Origin of the sequence: Nitrosopumilus sp. K4 (genome assembly GCF_018128925.1) — an archaeon.
Lineage (GTDB): Archaea > Thermoproteota > Nitrososphaeria > Nitrososphaerales > Nitrosopumilaceae > HKST03.
Genome location: NZ_CP067007.1, coordinates 1,292,216 through 1,314,159 on the forward strand (window position 1 = coordinate 1,292,216; position 21,944 = coordinate 1,314,159).

27 protein-coding genes and 2 tRNA genes are annotated in these 21,944 nt (G+C 34.5%); 11 read left to right on the top strand and 18 right to left on the bottom strand.

The genetic code is table 11. The annotated features are described in order from the left end of the window. Window positions 1-40: 40 nt before the first annotated feature. Entirely contained in the window at window positions 41-1,432 is a 1,392-nt protein-coding gene (locus NsoK4_RS07855) for a dihydroorotase family protein (RefSeq protein WP_211686781.1), read from the bottom strand. Between the two features lie 234 nt (window positions 1,433-1,666). Here NsoK4_RS07855 and NsoK4_RS07860 point away from each other — a divergent pair. Beyond that, window positions 1,667-1,738, top strand: a tRNA-Ala gene (locus NsoK4_RS07860). 44 nt (window positions 1,739-1,782) lie between these two features. Further along, window positions 1,783-2,142 carry a zinc ribbon domain-containing protein gene (locus NsoK4_RS07865; protein ID WP_211686783.1) on the top strand — a complete coding sequence of 120 codons (360 nt, stop codon included), beginning with the start codon at window positions 1,783-1,785 and terminating at the stop codon, window positions 2,140-2,142. Window positions 2,143-2,279: 137 nt separating this feature from the next. On the opposite strand, the gene NsoK4_RS07870 is transcribed toward NsoK4_RS07865, so the two are convergent. Beyond that, entirely contained in the window at window positions 2,280-2,813 is a 534-nt protein-coding gene (locus tag NsoK4_RS07870) for a zinc ribbon domain-containing protein (RefSeq protein WP_211686787.1), read from the bottom strand. 66 nt (window positions 2,814-2,879) lie between these two features. Beyond that, window positions 2,880-3,206 carry a thioredoxin gene (gene trxA / locus NsoK4_RS07875; protein ID WP_211686791.1) on the bottom strand — a complete coding sequence of 109 codons (327 nt, stop codon included), beginning with the start codon at window positions 3,204-3,206 and terminating at the stop codon, window positions 2,880-2,882. Window positions 3,207-3,335: 129 nt separating this feature from the next. Between trxA and NsoK4_RS07880 the strand changes: the two genes are divergently transcribed. The 3 genes from NsoK4_RS07880 to NsoK4_RS07890 all read left to right on the top strand — a co-directional run bounded on the left by NsoK4_RS07880 (window position 3,336) and on the right by NsoK4_RS07890 (window position 5,906). Beyond that, complete coding sequence (locus NsoK4_RS07880) at window positions 3,336-4,103, top strand: PRC-barrel domain-containing protein (RefSeq protein ID WP_211686793.1); 768 nt, start codon at window positions 3,336-3,338, stop codon at window positions 4,101-4,103. 39 nt (window positions 4,104-4,142) lie between these two features. Beyond that, window positions 4,143-4,865 (top strand): signal peptidase I, encoded by a 723-nt coding sequence (locus NsoK4_RS07885; RefSeq protein ID WP_211686796.1) that lies wholly within the window; start codon window positions 4,143-4,145, stop codon window positions 4,863-4,865. A 168-nt stretch (window positions 4,866-5,033) separates the two neighbouring features. Then, entirely contained in the window at window positions 5,034-5,906 is an 873-nt protein-coding gene (locus NsoK4_RS07890; protein ID WP_211686798.1) for a CFI-box-CTERM domain-containing protein, read from the top strand. Here the strand turns inward: NsoK4_RS07890 and NsoK4_RS07895 are convergent. The 7 genes from NsoK4_RS07895 to NsoK4_RS07925 all read right to left on the bottom strand — a co-directional run bounded on the left by NsoK4_RS07895 (window position 5,866) and on the right by NsoK4_RS07925 (window position 12,067). Then, entirely contained in the window at window positions 5,866-6,762 is an 897-nt protein-coding gene (locus NsoK4_RS07895) for a lysyl oxidase family protein (protein ID WP_211686800.1), read from the bottom strand. The genes NsoK4_RS07890 and NsoK4_RS07895 overlap by 41 nt on opposite strands. Before the next feature lie 97 nt (window positions 6,763-6,859). Further along, entirely contained in the window at window positions 6,860-8,392 is a 1,533-nt protein-coding gene (locus tag NsoK4_RS07900; RefSeq protein ID WP_211686803.1) for a 4-hydroxyphenylacetate 3-hydroxylase family protein, read from the bottom strand. Window positions 8,393-8,462: 70 nt separating this feature from the next. Further along, window positions 8,463-10,559, bottom strand: a complete 2,097-nt coding sequence (locus NsoK4_RS10170) for a 4-hydroxybutyrate--CoA ligase (RefSeq protein ID WP_211686806.1) — start codon at window positions 10,557-10,559, stop codon at window positions 8,463-8,465. 59 nt (window positions 10,560-10,618) lie between these two features. Continuing rightward, on the bottom strand, window positions 10,619-10,975 hold the full coding sequence (locus tag NsoK4_RS07910) for a reverse transcriptase-like protein (protein ID WP_211686809.1): 357 nt from the start codon (window positions 10,973-10,975) through the stop codon (window positions 10,619-10,621). Then, window positions 10,965-11,417, bottom strand: a complete 453-nt coding sequence (locus NsoK4_RS07915) for a hypothetical protein (RefSeq protein WP_211686812.1) — start codon at window positions 11,415-11,417, stop codon at window positions 10,965-10,967. The genes NsoK4_RS07910 and NsoK4_RS07915 overlap by 11 nt, the downstream gene beginning before the upstream one ends. 37 nt (window positions 11,418-11,454) lie before the next feature. Further along, window positions 11,455-11,739 (bottom strand): hypothetical protein, encoded by a 285-nt coding sequence (locus NsoK4_RS07920; protein WP_211686815.1) that lies wholly within the window; start codon window positions 11,737-11,739, stop codon window positions 11,455-11,457. Between the two features lie 25 nt (window positions 11,740-11,764). After that, window positions 11,765-12,067, bottom strand: a complete 303-nt coding sequence (locus NsoK4_RS07925) for a winged helix-turn-helix domain-containing protein (protein WP_211686818.1) — start codon at window positions 12,065-12,067, stop codon at window positions 11,765-11,767. 94 nt (window positions 12,068-12,161) lie between these two features. Here NsoK4_RS07925 and NsoK4_RS07930 point away from each other — a divergent pair, with 94 nt between their 5' ends. After that, the gene (locus tag NsoK4_RS07930) at window positions 12,162-13,043 is read left to right on the top strand and encodes a radical SAM protein (protein WP_211686821.1); all 882 of its coding nucleotides are present in this window, start codon (window positions 12,162-12,164) and stop codon (window positions 13,041-13,043) included. On the opposite strand, the gene NsoK4_RS07935 is transcribed toward NsoK4_RS07930, so the two are convergent. The 6 genes from NsoK4_RS07935 to NsoK4_RS07960 all read right to left on the bottom strand — a co-directional run bounded on the left by NsoK4_RS07935 (window position 13,040) and on the right by NsoK4_RS07960 (window position 15,278). Continuing rightward, window positions 13,040-13,486, bottom strand: a complete 447-nt coding sequence (locus tag NsoK4_RS07935; RefSeq protein ID WP_211686824.1) for a hypothetical protein — start codon at window positions 13,484-13,486, stop codon at window positions 13,040-13,042. The two genes, NsoK4_RS07930 and NsoK4_RS07935, sit on opposite strands and share 4 nt — an antisense overlap. A 38-nt stretch (window positions 13,487-13,524) precedes the next feature. Continuing rightward, entirely contained in the window at window positions 13,525-13,776 is a 252-nt protein-coding gene (locus NsoK4_RS07940) for a hypothetical protein (RefSeq protein WP_211686827.1), read from the bottom strand. Between the two features lie 33 nt (window positions 13,777-13,809). Then, window positions 13,810-14,040: a thioredoxin family protein gene (locus NsoK4_RS07945; RefSeq protein WP_211686830.1), complete on the bottom strand. Its 231-nt coding sequence runs from the start codon at window positions 14,038-14,040 to the stop codon at window positions 13,810-13,812. Further along, complete coding sequence (locus NsoK4_RS07950; protein WP_211686833.1) at window positions 14,037-14,174, bottom strand: YHS domain-containing protein; 138 nt, start codon at window positions 14,172-14,174, stop codon at window positions 14,037-14,039. The genes NsoK4_RS07945 and NsoK4_RS07950 overlap by 4 nt, the downstream gene beginning before the upstream one ends. Next, entirely contained in the window at window positions 14,171-15,160 is a 990-nt protein-coding gene (locus tag NsoK4_RS07955; protein WP_211686836.1) for a cytochrome c biogenesis CcdA family protein, read from the bottom strand. Before NsoK4_RS07955 ends, NsoK4_RS07950 begins: the two co-directional genes overlap by 4 nt. Window positions 15,161-15,203: 43 nt before the next feature. Then, window positions 15,204-15,278: transfer RNA gene (locus NsoK4_RS07960), tRNA-Val, on the bottom strand. An 80-nt stretch (window positions 15,279-15,358) separates the two neighbouring features. Here NsoK4_RS07960 and NsoK4_RS07965 point away from each other — a divergent pair. Further along, entirely contained in the window at window positions 15,359-16,378 is a 1,020-nt protein-coding gene (locus NsoK4_RS07965) for a glycosyltransferase (RefSeq protein WP_211686839.1), read from the top strand. Window positions 16,379-16,428: 50 nt separating this feature from the next. Continuing rightward, window positions 16,429-17,844, top strand: a complete 1,416-nt coding sequence (locus tag NsoK4_RS07970; protein WP_211686841.1) for an aspartate kinase — start codon at window positions 16,429-16,431, stop codon at window positions 17,842-17,844. Window positions 17,845-18,000: 156 nt separating this feature from the next. Here NsoK4_RS07970 and NsoK4_RS07975 read toward each other — a convergent pair whose 3' ends face one another. Further along, window positions 18,001-18,207: a hypothetical protein gene (locus NsoK4_RS07975; protein ID WP_211686844.1), complete on the bottom strand. Its 207-nt coding sequence runs from the start codon at window positions 18,205-18,207 to the stop codon at window positions 18,001-18,003. Between the two features lie 92 nt (window positions 18,208-18,299). On the opposite strand from NsoK4_RS07975, the gene NsoK4_RS07980 reads away from it, so the two are divergent. From NsoK4_RS07980 to NsoK4_RS07990, 3 genes are read left to right on the top strand one after another with little or no spacing between them, the layout of a single operon-like run. After that, window positions 18,300-19,214 carry a branched-chain amino acid transaminase gene (locus NsoK4_RS07980; RefSeq protein ID WP_211686846.1) on the top strand — a complete coding sequence of 305 codons (915 nt, stop codon included), beginning with the start codon at window positions 18,300-18,302 and terminating at the stop codon, window positions 19,212-19,214. A gap of 42 nt (window positions 19,215-19,256) precedes the next feature. Next, complete coding sequence (locus NsoK4_RS07985) at window positions 19,257-19,418, top strand: hypothetical protein (RefSeq protein ID WP_211686849.1); 162 nt, start codon at window positions 19,257-19,259, stop codon at window positions 19,416-19,418. Window positions 19,419-19,453: 35 nt separating this feature from the next. After that, window positions 19,454-20,008, top strand: a complete 555-nt coding sequence (locus NsoK4_RS07990; RefSeq protein WP_211686852.1) for a class I SAM-dependent methyltransferase — start codon at window positions 19,454-19,456, stop codon at window positions 20,006-20,008. Here NsoK4_RS07990 and NsoK4_RS07995 read toward each other — a convergent pair whose 3' ends face one another. Beyond that, window positions 20,009-21,799, bottom strand: a complete 1,791-nt coding sequence (locus NsoK4_RS07995) for a sensor histidine kinase (protein WP_211686862.1) — start codon at window positions 21,797-21,799, stop codon at window positions 20,009-20,011. It abuts the gene before it with no gap. Window positions 21,800-21,944: the final 145 nt, after the last annotated feature.

Genomic DNA, 21,944 nt, shown 5'->3' on the forward strand with positions numbered 1-21,944 from the left:
TTAAATTAATTTTTTTAACATAAATAGTGTTCGTTTAATTTTAAACAATTGTTCTGGGTACAAGTTTCCCATGTCCTAGTTTTCCAACAACTTGAAAATCTTCAGCAACTAGTTGACCTCTAACAATTGTTTTAACAGGCCATCCTTTCAGAACTCTTCCTTCATAAACAATATAATCCGAAAAGCCACCAAACAGTTCATTTGATACCTTGTTTTCTTTTTTCAAATCAATCATTACAATATCAGCATCAGAATTTTTTTCAAGAGTTCCTTTTTGTGGATACATCCCAAAAATTTTTGCTGCATTTTGACTTGTAAATTGCACTAACTGTTGAAGAGAAATTTTATTTTTATTTACACCTTCACTAAGTAAAATAGGAATTACGGTTCCGATGCCAGGAAAACCTGCAAGTGCACCCCATACATCATCTCCTCCGAGTTTTAGTTTGAGTTGATTTGCAACATGATCTGTGCCTATAGTATCAATTTGATTGTCAGATAATGCTGTCCAAACTGCTTCGTTATCCTTTTTTGTTCTTATTGGAGGCATAACTTTAGCAAGATATCCGTTTTGTTGTTCATAAGACAATGTCAAATAATGAGGGCAGGTTTCAACAAAAATTTTCGTTCCAAGGTTGCGCTCTTCAAAAATTTGCTGTAAAGCTCTTGCTGAACCAATATGGACAAAATAAATCACACATCCATAATCACGTCCATACTTACAAACAGTCTTGATTGCTTTTGCTTCAAATTCAGGTGAGCGACTTTCAGACCATGCAGATAGTCCATCTTTTTTCTTTTCTTTAGCAGTTTTTATTCCACATGCACATGATTCATAATCTTCGGCATGAACTAAAACAGGGCATCCAAGTAATGCTGCATTTTTTACTGTCTGTTCTACAATTTTATTATTAACATCAACTTGTGCTGCTACTAACTCTGAAGAATATGGTGGCATATCCATGTAAACATGACCCACTTCACCGCCAAGATTCATGTAAATTTTAAATGAAGTAATTCCTTTTGATACACAAAATTTCATTTCATCAATTTGTTGTTGTGTAAAAACTGATGCATGAATTGCATAATCGACATAATGATTTTTTGCAGCAGCATCTAGTTGTTCTTGTAATGACTTTTGAAAAGAAGTTCCCAATCTAAGCATACGCATCATTGTTGTAATACCTCCAATTGCAGCTGCATGAGATTCTGTTTTTGCTGCTTCATCAATTGGTGAATACACTCCATAGTGAACATGAGTGTCAATAGGACCAGGGACTGAAATTAATCCATTGCCATTTATTTTGTGATCACATGATGGAATGTCATTTGTAAAGCCTACAATTTTCCCTTCATCAATAATGATATTTTTATCAAGTATTCCTTGTGGTAAAACTATGTGTGAATCTGTAATTACAGCATCATATGTCATTTAAAATTTTTGAGAGTTGCAGTCTATTATGCGTTAAGACTATTTTGATCAAAGGAATTACCACTAGAATATTTTTTCATAGATGTTTAAATGTAAAAACAACACAATATTGTTAGACGAAGTTCGGAGGTTGATGGTAGTTTACCCAGTCGTTGTTCATAGCCATCAAATCTCTATTATTTTTAAAATCAGGCTTAGAAAATGAATAAAAATACTTCCTAGAGAGTTATGTGGGGGCCGGTAGTTTAGGAGTATAATGCCTCGTTCGCAACGAGGAGATCGAGGGTTCGATTCCCTCCCGGTCCATTTATCCAGAAACCATTATACATAAACAAGGATAAGAAATTTTCATGAAGGTATTTGACGGTAAAAAGGCTGCAAACGAGTACATGTCAAAACACACTCTTGCATTTTCGACGCCAGAACTTACCCTAATGAGATTTGCATTTTGGTTAGGAGATTCAGTTCCAGATCCAGAAAATAAAGAAGAAGCAATTCCACGAATGATGACATTTATGACAGAGCAAGACTTTACACCAGTTCTAATCGATGATGACAAATTTGTTCCAACTGGGGCGGTAAGAAATTCTGGAGTTTATGGAAATGCAGTTAAAGAATCAGAAAACAGTGGAAAGTTTTGTTCAGAATGCGGAACAAGTCTTTCATCTACTGCAAAATTCTGTCCTGAATGTGGCACCACACAAGAGTAAATTCTGAAGTTTAAATACAAAACATGTGTAATAGAAATATGACTTTTCGAAAGTGTGCACATTGTGGTAGGGAATATGAGGATGTGTTTAACAGAAGAATTTGTTCAGACAAATGTTCATTAGAAATTTCCTAGATGTCATGCTTTAGTTCCACATTTAGTACAAAATTTTGCATTTGGTCTTAGTTCAGCTCCACATGCTGAACAACCATTTCCACTGGATGTGGATGTTTGTCTTGGTATTAATGCAGGATCAGGTGACGGTAACGTTCCAACATCGCCAAATGCCTCTTGAGCTGAAACTATTCCAGGAGGTCCACCTACAGGGTTTTGTGCAGTTCCTGATCTTGGAGGCATTCCTCCTGCCATCCCGCCTGCCATCATTCCTGGTTGTCCCATTCCAGGCATCAATCCAGGAGATTGTGTATTTCCAGAGCCAGAACCCATAGACTTTTTGAGTTCAAAAAGTACTTTGATTGCAAGAAATTCTAGAGCAGAATATGCAACAACATAATCACCTAGTTTTTGAAAGAATTCTTTATCACTTAATTGCCCTTTTTTGTACATGTTATTTGTATCAAGAAATGACTCATAGTATCCCTGAGATTCATTAAACAAGCTATCAAGCTTGTCAAATAGCATATTCAGAGTATCTACTTCACCAAATGACATTATCAAACATGAGCTTTTGGAATATTAATTACTTTAGGATCAAAAAAGGGAAAAACGTGTAATTGTTTATGCTAGTGCTCTATCAATCATATTTTTGTATGATTCTTTAGATGCAGCACCAACTTGCTGGGCAACAATTTCACCTTTGTTAAGGAGAAGTAATGTCGGAATGCTAAATACATTGTATTTTGATGCTAGTTCATTGGCCTCATCGACATTAACCTTCACGAATTTGACTTTGCCTTCATAGTCACTTGCCAGTTCTTCAACGACTGGACCAACCATTCTACATGGACCACACCATTCGGCCCAAAAGTCAACAAATACAGGAACATCTGAATTGATCACATCAATTTCCCATGATTTTGCATCTGAAACTTGTGTTATTCCCATTTCATTGATAATTTATTCAACATACCTAAAAAGGTTCACCAAAATTCTCACCATATTTTTTGTGGGATGAATTGCAAACCAGATGGTTTTGTGATATATACTTAAATGACGTTTTGGTAAAACTGAGTCATGAGTACTGAACTTAGACTTAAAAAATTAAGAGGTTCCGGCGGTTATGTTATGGCTAATGTTACTGATGAACAACAAATGAAGGGGAATTTAGGAGGTCCTGACCTGTTTTTAGCCCCAATTGGAAGATTGGACGCTGAGAAGATTTCAAAGCATTTTTGCAATACATGTGAGAAAGAATTTGAAGGTGCTCCAAAAATAGAGTTTGAAAATCCTAATGAAGAGGTTGCAGAAAATTTGATTCTTGCAGAAAAAGGACAATACATTTGCAGTACATGCAATTCTACAATTGCAGAATACAGAGAATTCAAAAAACAGGATGAAGCAGGAGATATTGGAAATGCAAAACCACTAGATTCTGCTCAGACAATTCAGTCTGAATCAATTCAACAGACACCACCAACTCCAGAACCAACACATCAAACAGAGCAACCACAAACTCAACTAACACAAGCTACACAGCCAGGTACTTCAGGCTCAGTAAGCTCAATAGAAGGGTTGGCAGTGTATGACGAGAATGCAAAAAAGATTGGAAACGCAAAACAAGTAGGAGTTGATTCTAATCAGTCAGTAGTATTGTTAATTACAAAAAATGATGGAACTGAAGGGAGTATCCCATGGAGCAGTATTAAGAAAGTTGGTGAAATCATCATGTTAGGAAATCCTGATGTTACACCTCAGGCAGTACAACCAGGCAAATGTACTAGTTGTGGATTTTCCAATAAAGAAGGTTCCAAGTTTTGTGAAGAATGCGGTACAAAAATCTAGCTAGCAAATGTAATCAATGACATTATGGCGATGAAGTAATTGGGCAAGAGTTCTGTTTCAAAAGGCGTTGTAAAAGATATCATTATTGTTGCAATTGGTGTTATTGTAATTTGGTTAGCATTACAAGTAGCATTTGGAACTCAAAATCCATTTTATGTAGTTGCTAGCGGAAGTATGATTCCAGAGCTTTTAGTTTATGATGTTCTAATTGTACAAGGACATGAGCCATTTGAAGAAATACAAGTCGGAGATATCATAGTTTTCAATCGTCCATCAGACCATGACAGAGTAATAGTACATAGAGTTGCATCAATCATAGATGATAATCCAAAGACAATACGAACAAAGGGCGATGCAAATCCAGCATCCATTCCAGGGACGGATTTCCCAATAACTGAAGAAGAATACATTGGAAAAGTAGCATATGTGATACCCCAGATAGGATATGTTACTCAAATTCTTAAGCCCCCAACAAACTACATCATTATTGCAATTGTTGTGGGAATAATGATTGCAAAACAGATGGTTAAGAAAAAGAAAGAAAAAGAACTGACTTTCGAGGATCCTTTTGATTCTAAAGATTCAGACAAACCACCAGAAATTCCAGAATTAGAAAAGCTAAAAAAAGATCTGGAGTATTCACAGGAAGAATCAAACGAGTCAGAGAACAGTATAAAAGAAAATTCAAACGTTGCAGACGTAAACACAGATCCTAAAAACCAAGAAAAACCTAAAAAAGAATTAGATAAAAAAGAAAAATAGTTTGTATTTCATAGGCAAACAGGTTCACATAATGCAGTTTAACAAGCAAAAGATCGTCCTGTTTGCTTTGTGATGTAGTTACATCATTTTTACTAAAAAAGGATTCTCAGAAGTTCTAGGTTCCAAGAGTAGTATCATTTATGAATTAGTTAAAAAGAAAAATCATGTTTGAAATATCTTGCTATTCTTTTACCTGTATTACTATTTGGGACAGTGTATGCTGAAACACCTTTCTTTGCAAATGGAGGATTAACAAAAAATGGAATAGAATGGTGTGAAGAAAATTATCAATTATACCAGTTTATGGGAAATGATTTTTTTGAGCATCATCAACATTCCATTGAATCAAGAGTGTGTGTTAGTTTGTACAATGATCCACTTTGGATTTATTCTGAGCCCGATAGATATGAAAGACTAATTGAACAGAGTAGAATGTACACAGAGTTTGAAATTGAAGAAAGTAAACAAGAAGCTCAAACAGGAATTATCGATACAAAGCCTGTCGTGATAAAAGAAATTCCACAAGAAGTTGCTCAACAACAAAAAGAATTAGAAGAAAAAGAAGAATCAGATACAAGCGAAGTGGAAAAATCAATTAACGAAGAGCCCCAAAATAAAAATTCAAAAGAAGGCGGCGGATGCCTGATTGCAACTGCAACATACGGCTCTGAGATGGCACCACAGGTGCAGTTACTAAGAGAGATAAGAGACAGTAAAGTGATGAGCACAGAGTCAGGTGCATCATTTATGGCAGGATTCAACCAGTTTTACTATTCATTCTCACCGTATGTGGCAGACTATGAAAGAGAAAACCCAGTATTCAAAGAGATGATAAGGATCGGAATCACCCCGATGCTTTCAACACTGTCAATAATGTCAATGGCAGATTCAGAGCAAGAGATTCTAGGATATGGGATTGCAGTAATCATGATGAATGTCGGAATGTATGTTGCAGCTCCGGCAATGATAGTATTGAAAATAAAAAAAGGGAAAAAAAGGGTTAGTTGTTTTTGCTTATTTCACCACAGAGTCCAGGAGTAGTTCCATCAGATTGACATTCAGGTGCAAATCCACCCAATTCAGCAATCTTTCTGTTACCATTTCCATCATCCGATAGCTCAAATTTCATCCAAGACATATCATTGGCTTCATTTCCATCTACAAATTTCTCAGCAGGGTTCCAAGTATGTGTCAGGAAATATTCTCCGTTAGGAATTCCAGTAATAGAAACTGCATTTCCTTCAACTGATTGATGGTATTGATCCATCCATCCAGACTGAATACCTTGCAGACCTACTTCACAATCCCAATAGACTCTTTGGGATGTAGGGGAATTATCACCATTGATTTTGTATACATCAGCAATGCAAAATCCTACTTTGATGGAAGATGCATCAACACCGTTTGGAAGTATTACAATATCACCAGGAATTTCATTTCCATTTTTGTCAGTATCTACATATTGTACTGCAAATTCACCAATATCGGCAATATGCCAATGGTTGTGAATATCATGGTATTCAAATTCACTTACAATTTCAGAGAAGACCAAGTTTCCTTCGGAATCATATAGGTTTTGTAATGCATCTTGTGTTTCTGCTTCATCTGGATTTTCTACTGGAATAACAGGTTCATATTCTAGATTGCCTGTTCCAATGTTTCCCCATGCATTTGTAAATCTCAAAAATTCACCTTGTTGAGAATTTTGAATTTGCAAATGTTTTGGAATAGATGGTGAAATGTCCGGCAACATAGCAGTGTCAGGAATGTTATTTTGACCGTTTCCATTACCTGCAAATATTTCACTTGCAACTGGAACAGTAAACAAAAATCCTATTGCTGCCATCACTGGAAGAAGTTTTTTGTAGTCATAGATGACGTTGTTCGTGCCTATCATTATCATACGTTAATAATTACAATATATTAGCAAATGTAATAATTACAAAGAACACGCTGGATTTTAAATAGGAAAAGTTGAGTTTTGTGATAAAAATTTAGAGAACAGAGTCCTTGGTCTTAAACACACGCTTAAAGTATTCTGATGACTCTTTTGGTTCGTCAAGATCGTTTTTGATTCCAGCAAGATTCTTTGCAAGATTCTTTTTGTAACCAATTTGCATCTGTCTTTGAATTTGAATTCTTTGTGCTTGTGGAGAGCCTGCGCCATGCATGGATTCTGTCAGATATCCAACAGCATTTCTTCCAAGAGTCATATTTTCGATTAATCTAAGGATTCTCATTCTATTTTCAACATCAACACCTTTTCTTCCTGCTAGGTATTTTTTGAGTAGAGGACCTGCTTCTGGATGTCTAAAGTCTTTTTCAGAAGGCAGTGTAACGACCAACCCACCAGCAATGTCTTGTGCAAGTCTACTGATTTCATATGGGAATCGAGTAACATTATGTTTGCAAACTTGCGCAAGCATATCATCATTGAGATAAACACCTGACTTCATTTTGTGGCCTTGATGAGATGATGCAATTCCTGCTGCAAAAATAGTCTCATTAAGATGAGTCATTTCAATTATTTTATCTTTAATGTGTGAAACTTTTGGGATACCGTTATAATCTGCAATTGTAGCTGCTGCACCAATCAAGACATCACCCAATCCAGTTTTGCAAACATAACTTCTTCTATGATAACATGTGAATCGTTCAACAAGCATTGATGCAAATTCATATTCACCATACATGAAGACTTTGTCCCAAGGGATGAAAACTCTATCTAAGACAATTAATGCTTCTTGTCCACCAAACTTTGCATTTCCATCATCAATGTCACCTTCTTCCATACTTCTTGTATCACAAGACTGTCTACCATAGATGTAAGTAACTCCTTTTGCATCTGCAGGAATTGCTCCAACTACTGCCCAATCTTTGTCTTCTTCTGTCAATCTAATCGTAGGCATTAAAATTATCCAGTGAGAGTTTATACATCCAGTTTGGTGAGCTTTTGCACCAGAGACATAGATTCCTTTATCATCTTTGTCAACAACTCTAGTAAACAAGTCAGGATCTTCTTGTTCAGAAGGTCCTTTACTTCTATCTCCCTTTGGATCAGTCATGGCACCACCAATAACAAGATTTTCTTTTTGAACCATCTTAACAAATTCTAAGAATCTTTGATGGTAATTTGTTCCATGTTTTTCATCAATCTCAAATGTTGTAGAGTGTAATGCATTCATTGCGTCCATACCAACACATCTTTGGAAACAGGTTCCAGTGTTTTGTCCTAGTTTTCTTTGCATTTTATTTTGTAAAACCAGATCTTGTGCACTTTCTGCAATGTGTAAAAATCGATTTACTTGTAATCCAGTAATTGATGATTTTGCAGATGCCAGTTCTTCTTCTCTTACTGCAAGATCATAAGTTTCAGCTACGGCATTAATTGATGGCCTGATAATAGGATGATCAACAGGTTCTTTGATTAATTCACCAAAAAGATATACTTTGAGATCTCTCCCACGAAGACTTTGAATATAGTCTTCACCGGTTCTAATAGTTTTAGTGGTCTCCACATTTGCCATAACAGAACTCCCTCTAGGTGGTATAAAAATTCTAGATGCGTATGAGCAAAAATTTAGGAATGGATTGCGATCAAAGCCCTATTCGGACATCTAATATTTTGCAGCCCTTTCCTTTCTCTAGAACCAAAACTGGGTTCATGTCAAGCTCTTTGATCTCTTTAAAGTCAGTAACAAGTTGTGATAATCGCTGAATGCAATCTGACAAAGATGCAATATCGGATGGTTTTTCTCCTCTTACTCCTTGAAGCAGTTTTTGTGTCTTGATCGAAGAAATCATATCATCTGCTTCCTTATCAGTCACAGGTGCAAGTTTGAATGTAACATCTTTGAGGATCTCTACATAGATTCCTCCCATACCAAGCATAATTACAGGGCCAAATCCAGGCTCTAATTTTGAGCCAATTATCATTTCTTTTCCCCCTTTGACCATTTCAACAATTAATACGCCTTTGATCTCAGCATTTTTGTCGTATTTTTTGGCGTTTTTGATTATGGTTTTAAATGCAGTTCGAATTTCTGAGTCGTTTGTAAGGTTTACTTTAACACCGCCAGCATCAGACTTGTGAATAATTTGAGGTGAAGCGATCTTCATTACGACAGGATAACCAATTTTTTTTGCAATTTTAATTGCTTCATCTTCTGTTTTAGCCAAAGCACTTTTTGGTAATGGTAAACCATATGCTTTGAGTACTTCTTGTCCCTCTTCTTCTAGAAGATTTGGACGTTTTTCTTTTTTGACTTTATCGAAGATCTTTTTTGCTTTAGTTTTGTTTACTTTGAATTTTGAAATTTTTCCTTCTTTAGTATTTACCCAAATTGCAAATTTTATCATTGCAGCTAAAGCTCTAATTGCCCCTTCAGCATATGTATAATAGGGAACATCACCTTCGGCTAAAATTTCTCTATTGGTAATTCCTTCATCCAGTCCCATTAAACTTGCAAGCATTGTTTTTTTGTATTTCTTTGACATTACAACAATTACTTCAGCTAATTTATCATAATTTAGAGTTCCAGAAGGAGTACACATTGTAATAACTGAACCAACTTTTGTATGTTTGAGTACACGTTCCAAAACATTATGGAATCGATTAAAATCAGCATCACCTACAATATCTACTGGGTTCCTAGAGCTTCCCCATGGAGGAATCACCTCATCAATCTTTGGGCGAATAGTATCAATGTTGGCCATTCTAATTCCTGCTTTAGAGCAAGCATCAGTTGAAATGATAGCAGGGCCTCCAGCATTTGAAACAATAACTAAACCTCCTGCTGTTGGAAGTGGTTGTTTTGAAAATGCAGTTGCATAATCAAATAGTTCTTCCATAGTATCAACCCTAATTGCACCAGACTGTTTTAGTAACGCATCATAGATTTCATCAGAACCCATCAAGGCACCAGTATGAGACATTGCAGCCTTTGCACCTTCTGGACTACGACCAGATTTGAGTACAAGAACAGGTTTCTTTAATTTTTTAGTAATATTTTTACAGACTCTGAGGAATTCTTGACCATCTCCCATATCCTCAAGATACATAACGATAACTTTGGTTTGTTTATGCGCAGCCAACATTTTTAGAACATCAACTTCGCTCATCGCTGCCTTATTTCCAAGACTAATTACTGCTGAGAATCCAATTCCTTGTGCGCTAGCATCTTCAACAAGTGCTGCACATATAGCTCCACTTTGCGAAACAAGGGCAATTTTTCCAGATTTTGGCGTTACTTTAAGAAATGTAGAATTCATCATTGTCTTTGGATCAAGATTCATGACACCAAGACAGTTTGGACCAATGATTTGAATTTTGTATTTTTTAGCAATGTCTTTAATTTGCTGTTCACGTTTTGCTCCTTCTTCATCAACTTCTTTAAAACCGGCTGTGATTATTATGACACCCTTAACCTTTTTCTTTCCACATTCTTCTAAAACATCAGCAACAAGTGTATTTTTGATTACAATTACTGCTAGATCAATTGATTTTGGAACGTCCAATACAGTCTTGTATGCTTTTTTGTAAAATACAGTATCCCTAGTAGGACTAATAGGATAAACAATTCCCTTAAAACCATTCATAATATTTGATGTAATAGTTGCACCAACACTGCCTCTCTTGTCAGATGCGCCAATAACTGCAATTGATTTTGGTGATAAAAAGACAGATTCTGCCATGTACGTTGGGTTGAAGATTTTCTATAATAAAGTTATTCATGAAAATTTCTGATCTCTATTTAGCTGCCCAACATTTTACCAGCCAAATTTTCTTTTCTTGGTACCCATGTTATTGTAAGATTAGAGAATTTTCCAATCAGTTGCCATGCCTCACGTGCCAATTCACGAAGTTTTTCATTATTGATAGCAAATTCATGGTTAAGTTGTGATACAGTATTTTTTGAATCGCTGTAGATAATTACATCGGAATCACTGTCAGAAAATTTTTTGAGTGCAGAGATTATTGCCATGTATTCAGCCTGATTGTTTGTAATATCAGGTTGTTTTTCATAAAATGATTCTCCAGTTTCTTTTACAAAAAATCCATAACCTCCATTTGGGCCTCCTGAGCCATCAACATAAACACTAACTACCATCTTTATACAACCTCGTCATTTTTACACTCAAGTTTATTGCTATCATATACACTACTGTTGATATAATTTGTGATACAATTGATGCCAAATAAGCGTCATAATCAATGGTTAGTAAATAATATTGCAAAATCCATCTTACAATAGTATAAATGACTTCAGCAATTCCCAATGAAGTTAAAATTTTGATTAAATCATGTCTAAGTTTTTTCTTGTCTGTTTCACCAGATTTTAATAAATATTTTTTTCTGTTATCAACGTAATACAGACCCCCAAATGTTGAAAAGTAAATAACATAATCTACAATCAGAGTGTATGTAGTGTTTAGATAATCTGCTTGTTCAGAAAGAATTTGAGCGATTATTGCAGAAATTATAATCGATGCAGCAAATGCAATTAGAATATTTTTGTTTAATTTGAAATATTCGCGATGTTTTTCATTCAACAGAGATTCATGAATGACTGTTACAATTAAACTAAATCTAGTCTAAAGTGATCTTTAGAAATATCAAAAGACCACCTAATTCAGCTATGCCAACTCCAAGCATGTAAGGGAAGATCTCATGTGAAAATAACTGATCCATAGAAAAGTATGCTAGTGCACCAATAATATTATGGAGAAATAGCATTCCTGCAACCACAATCATCCCTAACGGTAGTTGTGCTTTTGTTGTTACATACATTTTTCCAAATATACAAATGAGAATACCTAAAACTGCCATATTTGCCATTGAGACGATAGATAACACTAGGGATGTAGATTCCATTTAGTGATGAACACCTCTTGTCAGTTTATTTACTTTTATCCAATTTTCTTTCAATTTCTTCAAATGCCTCCATATTGACTTCCAAAAAAGTAGATATGAAAAATGCAATTCCGTATTTTTCACCCACAGAAGTAATTAGATTATTTTTCTCTAATACTCTGATATGATGCTGAATAGCCTTATAGTCTAAACCTAATTCTTTGGATAATTGGTTAGTGTTTAATGGATTTTTTCTTATTGCATTAATTATTTTTAAGCGATTAATTCCCCCTCGTGAACCTGCAAAAACAAACCATAACAGTCGCTTTGCATCAGGGTCATTTGCCATCAGTCACTGACAGAGTTTTTCAACTAAAAGGTATTTGGAGAGTCAAATATTAGAAACTATAAAAAAGATATCAGATTATCTACATTGAATCAAAATGATGTTGAATTATGATGCTCCGTTGTATAGGCCACCATCTGAAGCACGATCATTGATTTTTCAGGTTACATTAGGATGTTCATTTAATGAATGTTCATTTTGTGATATGTATAGATCAAAAGAATATTCAGAAAGATCATGGGATGAGGTTAAAATGGAGATTGATTTGATGTCAAAACATCTTCCAAATACTACAAGAATTTTCTTAGCAGACGGTGATGCTCTAAATCTGGATGCACAATACATTGTAAAAATTGTAAAATACCTAAAAGAAAAGTTTCCAAATCTTGAAAGGATTTCATGCTATGCAATGCCTATGAATATTTTAAAGAAGACACCTGAAGAGTTGAAAATGATGCATGATGCCGGACTTGACATGTTGTATTTAGGAATTGAAAGTGGCTCAGATATTATTCTAAAAAAAGTAACAAAAGGTGCCATTGCAAAAACAATAATCAAATCAGTGAATAAGGCAAAAGAAGCAGGGTACATCATGTCCTGTATGATAATTTTAGGATTAGGAGGAAGAACATACTCTAAAGAACATATCAAAGGAACAGCAGAGGTGATCAGTGCATGTTCTCCAAATTATGTTGGTGCATTAACATTGTATTTAGAAAACGGAATTAAACAAGAATTTCTTGACAAGTTTGGAGAGCCATTTATCAGAATTAATGATGATGAGTCATTAGAAGAACTTCGGGATCTTATTAGCCAAATTGAGACTACAGATGAGATAGTTTTCAGAGCAAATCATGGTTCTAATGCATATACAATAAAGGGAACGTTTCCACAAGACAAACAAGCAATGTTAGATAAGATAGAGTGGATGAAACAACATCCAGAAATCATGCGTCCTCAAGGGCTACGTGGGTTTTAAATCAAAGAATTTTGATTCAGGTAAACAACTTTGAAAATTCTTACTGAGTAATTTCCGTCAAAAATTTTGGTGGTCTCATCACCATTTGTACTGAGTACTCTGAATCGATATTCATAGTCACCGTCATTTTCCACTCCAGTCTGAGCAAAGTGAACAGATTCGCCATTTTTGAATATCTGAATTATCACAGGATAACCATCTACATGATTTGAGATATTTCCTTCAACAAACCCCCATGGAAGTTGATTGTCTTTAGGTGCATGAAAAAAAACTGTTGTTTTTTCTAGCCCAATGCTTGCAGATAATGGAATGATTTCAGTTTGTGGATCGTGTGTATGGCCATTTATCAAAACTTGTCCTGGGTGTGGGTGAGCAAATGCTAATGAAGGGATAAGGGAAAATGCAGTAATTATCAAAATGCTGGAAAGCAAAATTTTATTCATTTTCAATTTACACCATTAGTTCTTGCTTAAAAAATTTGTTAAAGTTGATCAATGACAGGTTTTAGATTTTCAGGTAAATCCGGTAATTCTGCATGACTTTCATTATTTTGAATGACTTCAGGGCCAATTCTTCTTACCTTTTGAGTTCCAATTAATGTATCAATACTTCTTTGGATATCTTTTTCAGACAATACGGTCTTTAGTTTTTCAATAACTTTGTCCTCATTTTCAAATTTTTTAATTGCATATTGAACAATAATCATTTTTTCACTCATAGAATAATCAGTCATTTGAAAATACACAATTGTTAAGAGTAAAAAACATTACCTGAGTTCATCTAGTTTTCTTTGCAGTTCGGCAGGTTTTGGTATTCCAGTAAATTCTAATTTTTCATTAATTACCAATCCAGGTGCTGTAAAGATAGGGTATTTTTCCAAATATTCAGGATGTTCTGTAACATCAATGGTTTCATATTTTACGTTCAATTCATCTAACATTTTTTCTAGGGCACTACAATTGGAGCATCCGGAAGTGGTTAGAACTTGAACTTTCATGACTCTACAAACTGGTCTGGGTTTTGTTCAAAGGCCCACCTGCAAGTTGCGCAACAAAATCGGTATTCTTTACCTTTGTGTACAATCGATTCTCCTTTTTCACCAACATCCATTCCACATACAGGATCTTTCATGCTACAACCTCTCGTCTTTTCTTAGTAAAATACCAAACTACAGGAAATAGAATCAGTAATGCAAATAGTACAGGTACAAATTCTTCTGCTAATTCAGCAGTGTGTTCATGTTCATGGTCACCAACGTGGAATTCGGGAGGGACAGGTGTCATTGAAACCAAATTATTCCATGCAATATGAATAAATGTACTCTCATACCATTCATGTCCTCCAGGTATTCCATTGATTATCAGAAATGCACCAATTATAATTAACATCCATCCAGTAAGTTTTTCAATTTTTTCACGGTTTGTGGTAATTCCCTTTGTTGCATTAACTCCAACAATAGCTAGAATTGATAACAATATCAAAGGAATAGCTCTTCCAACACCATGAACTGCACCCAAGCTTGCTCCAATCTCAACACTACCAGTTCCTGCGATGTAAATTAAAAGCCAGTAAAACATAGGGTTTGGGCATCCAACGCCAGCATTTCCTAGTAACAGCCCCATGAAAAAGGATTTTGAGTAATCGCCTCGTTTTTGGATGAATGAAGGGGTTCCAGAATAAGCTGGAAGTTTTAATTTAAATAATTTTAATTGAGACATTCCGAAAACAAATGCGGCTATTCCTGCAATCAAAAACATGTAAGATGAGATTTGATCAAGGTCTGCGGTTTGTCCTATTGCACCAATCCCAAAACCGTAAGACGATATTGTAATTGTCAGTCCTGCACCAAACAGCAACGACATTAAGAGTCCCTTTTTTGCACCTTTTCCCATGCTAAGTGGGATAATAATGAAAACTAGTGGAAGAGTGCATGGAAGAATAATCATTGAAAGTCCTGCAAGATATGCCATGATTAGCCATGAAGGGTACGAAAGCTCTTGGCCTGCACTAATTGCAACATCATTTGTTAGTGCAAAAATACCGCCAACAAATATCAGAGAAAATAAAATAAAAACAGCAACAATTAGAGATTTTTTTGCTGCAATTTGTTCAGTCATGAAGTAATTAGTACAATTGCCATATTTAATGAGCAAGAAATAGTGGGCCCACAGGGATTTGAACCCTGGATCTTCGCCGTGTAAGGGCGACGTCATAACCGACCTGGACTATGGGCCCGAAAACCTACCTTGTTAAAAACCATTTAAACTTTGAGACCATTAAAAATCTAGAAATTTAATTAGAAATTTACAACACATATGGTAGATATTGATTTTTTTTCTAGTCCAATAGGATTAGGCCATGCAACTAGAGACATTGCAATAGCAAAACAATTTCAAGACATCTCACTCAAATTTGTGACTGGAAGTGGTGCTGCCAAAATTATCCAAGACTCAAGTTTTAATGTAGAAAATCTGTACATGCCACCAAAATTTATTGTAGAAAATGGAAAGTTAAAAAGTCCTGCAAAATGGCTGTGGAGTTATTTTCAATATTACAAAGAATGTAAAAAGATCTCAAAGAAGATTATTGAAAAGGACAATCCAAGAATAGTTTTGAGTGATGAGGATTTTGCATCACTAACAATTGCTCAAAAGAAAAAAATACCAACTGTATTGATCACAGATATTTTGGAAACTCATTTTGTAAGAGGAATTGGTTCATTTATTGAAAAAAAGATGAATAAATCAATGCAAAACATCATTGAAAAATGTGAATTGGTTATTTTACCTGAGTTTGGGGAAAATAAAGGCAATATCAAAAGAGTAGGGCCAATTACAAGACATATAAAATATTCCAGAGAAGAATTGCGCAAGAAGTTTTCATTTGATAAAAAAACCATACTTATTTCAGTTGGAGGAACTGATGCAGGATTATTTTTAATAGAAAAAACACTAGATGCTGTAAAGAAAATTAATAGTGATGTAAAAGTGGTGGTTGTTTCAGGACCTTCTTTACAAAAAGATTTTGAAAAATATGTGACAAATTTAGGATATGTAGACAACTTGCATGAGTTTATTTTTGCATCAGACTTACTAATTTCTCTTGCAGGAAAATCAACTATAGATGAAGCAAAAGCATATGGTACGCCAGCAATATTTATTCCAATTAAGGGGCATTTTGAACAGGAAGACAATGCCAGAGAAGAAGGTTTTGAGTTCGAAGACATTTTCAAATTGGAAACAATGATCGAAGAAAAACTAACACAAAAGCGAACTTCAGTGTATTCAGATGGGGCCTCAAAGGCCGCCAAACTAATCACAGATTTAATTAAATAATTTTTTGATCCAATGCTTAATAGATGGCCAATAATTTTTCTTAAAGTACCATGACAAAACTAGTAGTTGCTAAATTTGGAGGAAGTGCAATCGGTCCTAATGGAGAGGCGATTCCAAAAATAATTGAAAGAATTAATGATTTAAAAAAAGATTCAAAGGTTCTTGCAGTTTTTTCAGCACCACTAACTACAGATAATGGAAAAAAACGCTCACTTACTGATGTTATATTAGAACAGGGCAGAAATGCTGAAAGTGGTTCTAAAGTAAATCTTGAACTAGTAAAATCAACTTATGATAAAATTTTGGATATGGTAGATTCGGATAATAAAGAGGAATGCAAAAAAACAATGGATTCATTCCTAGAAATGGCTAAAAATGCATTAGAAGAGGCCCTAGAAAAAAGGCAATTTGCAGATGAGGTACGTTCACGTGCCTTAGCATTTTCGGGTGAAATTCTCATGTCCCATGTAATGAACTACATCTTGAGAAGCAATGGAATGAAAAGTGATGCTGTAAGTTTTGCTGATTGGCCAATAATTACAGATCACAACATAGAATCTACAAATTTTCTGGCATCAAAATCACGTGACAGATTAGAAAATACAGAGAAGATGGTAGAACAAAATGATGTTGTAACAATTGGAGGATTTATTGGAAAAACTGAAGATGGAATCACAACAACATATGAACGTGGGGGCTCAGATAGAACAGCAGCTGATCTAGGAATACTATTTCATAAAAAATATGAAACTAGAATAGATTTTGAAAAAGACAGTTCCGTAGTATCTGCAGATCCAAAAATCGTTGAATCAGGATTAACAGAAGTAGTTCAGTTATCATATAATGAAGCAAGATTAGCTGGAATGTTTGGAATGAAAATTTTGGATCCGATAGCTATCAAAGAGATTGTTGAAAATGGGGTAGACATGCCAATAATAGTTACTAACATGAAAGATCCATCAAAAACAACAACAATCAAAAGAATTCCAGACAACAAAGAAGGACATCCAATCAAAATTGTTACAGGAAAAGAAAATTGTGCAATATTTAGAATTGAAACAACAAATGTTCAAAAATTACTTACATCTCTAGAGAAAGATAAAAGATATAGTGAATTCATAATATTGTCACCTTTTACTAAAGACGGTATTGAATTTTCAAGGATATTGTTTCTTGATGGAGATTATGTTAAAAGAAATGAAAAATATTTCTTAGGATTTGATTCTCTTGCAACAATAACATACAACAGAGGAGTAATCACATTAATTGGAGATGAAATGTGGAGAGTTCAACAAGTTGCATCAAGAACTAGTGCAAGAATAGGTGAAGAGGGATTAAACATCTTGAATATGGATGCGCAAGAAGAGACTTCAAGAATAATCATTGTTGTGGAAGATTCCGAAGGGAATATCAGAAAGGCGATTAGTGCAGTACACGACGAAAAATCAAAAATAAATTTTGTATAATTAGTTGAGTGTAACAGGCGTTACTGATTTTCATCAGCACCGCCAAACTGGGTTTGTTCTTGGGACCATTATCTAGATTTAGCCCGGCGTTACCCAAAACACGCGTTAAGTATAGTTATCATTTCTACTATTTAGAGCTGATCTATATAGATCCGTTTACATACGCTCAGCTAAAAACCACAAAACCAAACCAAGTCCAATCAACGCATACCACTTGAAGTTTTTCTTATTCATGAAAACATTGGGTGAGGCTAATTCTTCATCATTGTATGTAGTAAAACGGATTTTTCTCATCTCAAAGGCTTGCCCAACTAATCCAACAATTAAAAGAGCAATTGCAGGAAACCCCAAAAACCATTCCATGGTAAAAATAGGATTACACAGAATATGTAGTTTCCATGTTGTGCTCATTTTGAAGATAATTCTTTAAATTGGTAGTGTTTTTTTCGTCTCCTATGCAAGAAGTTGGAAAAATTTGGATGAATGGGAAATTGATACCATTCAAAGATGCCAAAGTACACGTTCTAACTCATGCACTTCATTATTCAACATCAATTTTTGAAGGAATTCGTTGTTATGATACCCCTAAAGGTTCTGCAATTTTTAGATTACCTGAACATGTAGATCGATTTTTCAAATCAGCAAAACTATATTCAATGAAAATGCAATTTTCAAAAAAAGAAATATCAGATGCAATCATCAAGACAGTAAAAGCAAGTGGCCTCAAAGAATGTTACATTAGACCTCTAGCATATTACGGATACGGTACAATGGGATTAACTCCAACACATAACAAAGTGGATGTTTCTATAGCATGTTGGGAATGGAAGATGGGAGAGTCAAAAGCTGGAAAATTCTCAGGTGCAAAATGTAAGGTTTCAAGTTGGATTAAGATTGATTCAAGATCACAGCCAATGCAAGCAAAAGCTGCATCAAATTATGCAAATGCCGCATTAGCCAGAGTTGAAGCACTAGAAAATGGTTATGATGAGGCAATCATGCTAAATATTCATGGAAAAATCGCAGAAGGCAGTGCTGAAAATATTTTTGTTGTTAAAGACGACATTATTCAAACCCCGCCACTTTCAGCTGGAGGATTAGAAGGCATTACAAGAGACAGCGTAATTCAGATAATAGAAGCAAACGGAGGATTTGTAATTGAAAGAGACCTTGAAAGAGATGATCTTTATGCAGCTGATGAAATATTTATGACAGGAACTGCTGCAGAAGTAAAATCTGTTTCTCAAATTGATAAAGTAAAGATAGGAACAGGAAAGATGGGAACAATTACTAAAGCATTACAAAAATCATTTTCAGATGCTGCATTGGGAAAAGATGAAAGATTTTTGCCATGGTTGACATATTTGTAAATATTAAGAAGTTTTTTATCATCAATTTATACTCATAAAATCATGGAATCCTGTTCAACTGGCGACACTCAAGAGATTTGTTGGTTCTGTAGAAAAGGTAGACATGCAGACTGTATGAAAGAAATTCCTACAGATGGAAAGTCTGATGGGCCGCATGATTGCACATTTGATACAAAGATGATTCCTTGTAAATGCCAACATTAGAGTAGTAACAAATACCAGAGTTTTTGAAACATTGTATGAATTACAATAAAGAGTTTTGGGACAAGTACACTACAGAAAACGAAGCAAGATACAATGAAGAATTTGCAAAATTTGTAAGAGATTTGGCAATTTCCCTTCGTTGCAATAGCGTACTTGAGATAGGATGTGGTACAGGTATTGATTTAAGGTTATTTTCTGAATCGTTTGAGGTTAATGGTGTGGACCTTCATGATGAAGCATTAAAGATTGCAAAAGAGAAACAACCTGCAGGAAAATTCAAAAACAGTTCAATTACAGAATTACCGTTTGCAGACTCTTCAATAGATTTTGTATTTACTCATCAATTACTAAATTATCTCGATGATGAAACACTTGAAAAAGGAATTGCTGAAATGTATAGAGTTGCTAGAAAATACATTATGAATTGTGAAAGATTTAGTATGATAGAAGAAAATATTGACAAAGATCACAAGTTTAGAAATATGAAAAAAAGGTGGATGGATTACAAGGTAAAAATTGTTAGCGATGTTGATATGCATGAAGAGATTGAACCAGATAAATCAAGATTTACATTATTGAAAAAACTATAGTTATTTTTTTGTAGAGATTTCATCATACAGTTTTACGTCAGATTTTGGTAATCTAATTGTAAATGTTGTAGGGTTGTTAGATACCGTTATTCTTCCACCATGTTGTTCTACAATATTTTTACAGCTTGCAAGTCCCAACCCAGTTCCTTTTTGTTTTGTGGTAAATAGTGGTTCAAAAATTTTGTCTTTCACAGCATCTGGAATTCCTGGACCAGAATCAACAAAGTCTATAATTACATCATCATATTTTTGACTGATTTTAATTTGAATATCACCACCATTATCCATAGCCTGAATAGAATTAATTATCAAATTAATGAAAACAGCATCCATTTTTATCAGATCACAATCAATTGTTTTATCATCTCCAGAAATTGCAATTTTTATATCATGAGGAATACTGATTTTATCAATTGAGTTAAGAAGTGTTTTTCTTAATGAAACAGGTTCAAGTTTTAGAGGCGAGTTTCTAACATAGTCTAACACATCATCAACTTGATGAGAAATTCTCTCAATACTTTTTTCAATTAAATCTAGTCTTTTAGTGATAACGGTATCTGAAATTTTTGTGTCTGCTGGATGTTGTTTAATCAAATCAACAGACATTTTCATAACAGAGAGAGGGTTTCTAAGATCATGAGCCAAGCGACCAGATAACTCACCTATTGCAGATAATCGTTCAGCCTTGAGAACTTCATGGGTTTTTTCTTCAACTAGATTTTCAAGATTATTTTTTTGTTCCTCTAATTCTCTGGTTCGCATATAAACCATTTTTGTCAAACTCTTGTTAACTGTCAAAACAATCATAGTAAAAACAGCAAGCATTGCAAAAACACCCATCATAATATTTTCTATTGATAGGCTTTCTTCAGAATCAACATATACTAAACTCGTTAACGATATCAAAACAACCATTGACACAATGATCAAAGTTAATGGAATTCCATATTTGCTGATTGTTTCAAATTGAATATTTTCAGAGAAAAATATTCCCTGATTCTTGTCATTTGAGGTATAAGCCAGTTTTAGACGATTTTCAAGTGAAAATATCAACAGAATAAAACTATACAAATACATCAAGTCAACAGGATGTCCATCATAGTAATTTCCGTCAAGTTCGGCAAACAAAAAGAAAGTATCTGAAACAGAATATATCAAAAATCCAAAAAGCAGTAGCATCCAAGAATAGTTTGCACCTCTTTTTGCCAAAAACATAATTCCAATTATTGCAGGCGTGATTTGGAACGCTGCTAAAATAGGATATGATAATGCAATGGATGTATCAAATGCGTGTTCACCCTCCATATCATCATATGCTGCTGAAAATGAAGGGATCAGAAATGAGATTGAAAGCCCCATTGCAAACATCCAAACTTTTTTTGAAATAGATTTTCTAACCGGCTTTAAAGAAATTAACAAAAAGGCTACAAAGAAGGGATATGCTGCCATGTAGAAAATATCAGCTTCTGATGGAAATGGATCCATATCATAAATATGATCATAGATTGCCCAGATTTGTTCAGCAGAAAACCAACACATGGCACCAATTGCAAATAACAAAAATGCTTTTGATTGAAAGTGATTTTGTTTGTGTAATTTAACTGCAAGAATTGAGGAAAGAACTACCAACAATCCAGGAATTATAGAGTATGATGGGACTGAAATCCACATAAATTGTGAATCGTCAAGAAATGGTCTTGCTTGATAGATAAGAGTAATTCCAATAAGAGTTGAAATAAGGTAAATTATGGAACGCGTATGAGTTTTAGTATGTTTTTTTTCAAGTTGCATTAGTATTCAGCTCCTAACTTCATACTTTTTCTAAATGAACAGATATAATAGATTTTCCCTTGCCCCATCATACAAATTTGTATAGAATTCAAATAGTTAATCCTCTTTGTGTAACATAAATTACATACAGAAGAATAATTAATAT

What these genes read in the sequence shown, in the direction of transcription:
- NsoK4_RS07855 (WP_211686781.1), bottom strand. Translation starts at nt 1,432, where the DNA reads ATGACATATGATGCTGTAATTACAGATTCACACATAGTTTTACCACAA.
- NsoK4_RS07865 (WP_211686783.1), top strand. Translation starts at nt 1,783, where the DNA reads ATGAAGGTATTTGACGGTAAAAAGGCTGCAAACGAGTACATGTCAAAA.
- NsoK4_RS07870 (WP_211686787.1), bottom strand. Translation starts at nt 2,813, where the DNA reads ATGTCATTTGGTGAAGTAGATACTCTGAATATGCTATTTGACAAGCTT.
- trxA (WP_211686791.1), bottom strand. Translation starts at nt 3,206, where the DNA reads ATGGGAATAACACAAGTTTCAGATGCAAAATCATGGGAAATTGATGTG.
- NsoK4_RS07880 (WP_211686793.1), top strand. Translation starts at nt 3,336, where the DNA reads ATGAGTACTGAACTTAGACTTAAAAAATTAAGAGGTTCCGGCGGTTAT.
- NsoK4_RS07895 (WP_211686800.1), bottom strand. Translation starts at nt 6,762, where the DNA reads ATGATAGGCACGAACAACGTCATCTATGACTACAAAAAACTTCTTCCA.
- NsoK4_RS07900 (WP_211686803.1), bottom strand. Translation starts at nt 8,392, where the DNA reads ATGGCAAATGTGGAGACCACTAAAACTATTAGAACCGGTGAAGACTAT.
- NsoK4_RS10170 (WP_211686806.1), bottom strand. Translation starts at nt 10,559, where the DNA reads ATGGCAGAATCTGTCTTTTTATCACCAAAATCAATTGCAGTTATTGGC.
- NsoK4_RS07910 (WP_211686809.1), bottom strand. Translation starts at nt 10,975, where the DNA reads ATGGTAGTTAGTGTTTATGTTGATGGCTCAGGAGGCCCAAATGGAGGT.
- NsoK4_RS07920 (WP_211686815.1), bottom strand. Translation starts at nt 11,739, where the DNA reads ATGGAATCTACATCCCTAGTGTTATCTATCGTCTCAATGGCAAATATG.
- NsoK4_RS07925 (WP_211686818.1), bottom strand. Translation starts at nt 12,067, where the DNA reads ATGGCAAATGACCCTGATGCAAAGCGACTGTTATGGTTTGTTTTTGCA.
- NsoK4_RS07930 (WP_211686821.1), top strand. Translation starts at nt 12,162, where the DNA reads ATGATGTTGAATTATGATGCTCCGTTGTATAGGCCACCATCTGAAGCA.
- NsoK4_RS07935 (WP_211686824.1), bottom strand. Translation starts at nt 13,486, where the DNA reads ATGAATAAAATTTTGCTTTCCAGCATTTTGATAATTACTGCATTTTCC.
- NsoK4_RS07940 (WP_211686827.1), bottom strand. Translation starts at nt 13,776, where the DNA reads ATGACTGATTATTCTATGAGTGAAAAAATGATTATTGTTCAATATGCA.
- NsoK4_RS07945 (WP_211686830.1), bottom strand. Translation starts at nt 14,040, where the DNA reads ATGAAAGTTCAAGTTCTAACCACTTCCGGATGCTCCAATTGTAGTGCC.
- NsoK4_RS07950 (WP_211686833.1), bottom strand. Translation starts at nt 14,174, where the DNA reads ATGAAAGATCCTGTATGTGGAATGGATGTTGGTGAAAAAGGAGAATCG.
- NsoK4_RS07955 (WP_211686836.1), bottom strand. Translation starts at nt 15,160, where the DNA reads ATGACTGAACAAATTGCAGCAAAAAAATCTCTAATTGTTGCTGTTTTT.
- NsoK4_RS07965 (WP_211686839.1), top strand. Translation starts at nt 15,359, where the DNA reads ATGGTAGATATTGATTTTTTTTCTAGTCCAATAGGATTAGGCCATGCA.
- NsoK4_RS07970 (WP_211686841.1), top strand. Translation starts at nt 16,429, where the DNA reads ATGACAAAACTAGTAGTTGCTAAATTTGGAGGAAGTGCAATCGGTCCT.
- NsoK4_RS07975 (WP_211686844.1), bottom strand. Translation starts at nt 18,207, where the DNA reads ATGGAATGGTTTTTGGGGTTTCCTGCAATTGCTCTTTTAATTGTTGGA.
- NsoK4_RS07980 (WP_211686846.1), top strand. Translation starts at nt 18,300, where the DNA reads ATGCAAGAAGTTGGAAAAATTTGGATGAATGGGAAATTGATACCATTC.
- NsoK4_RS07985 (WP_211686849.1), top strand. Translation starts at nt 19,257, where the DNA reads ATGGAATCCTGTTCAACTGGCGACACTCAAGAGATTTGTTGGTTCTGT.
- NsoK4_RS07990 (WP_211686852.1), top strand. Translation starts at nt 19,454, where the DNA reads ATGAATTACAATAAAGAGTTTTGGGACAAGTACACTACAGAAAACGAA.
- NsoK4_RS07995 (WP_211686862.1), bottom strand. Translation starts at nt 21,799, where the DNA reads ATGCAACTTGAAAAAAAACATACTAAAACTCATACGCGTTCCATAATT.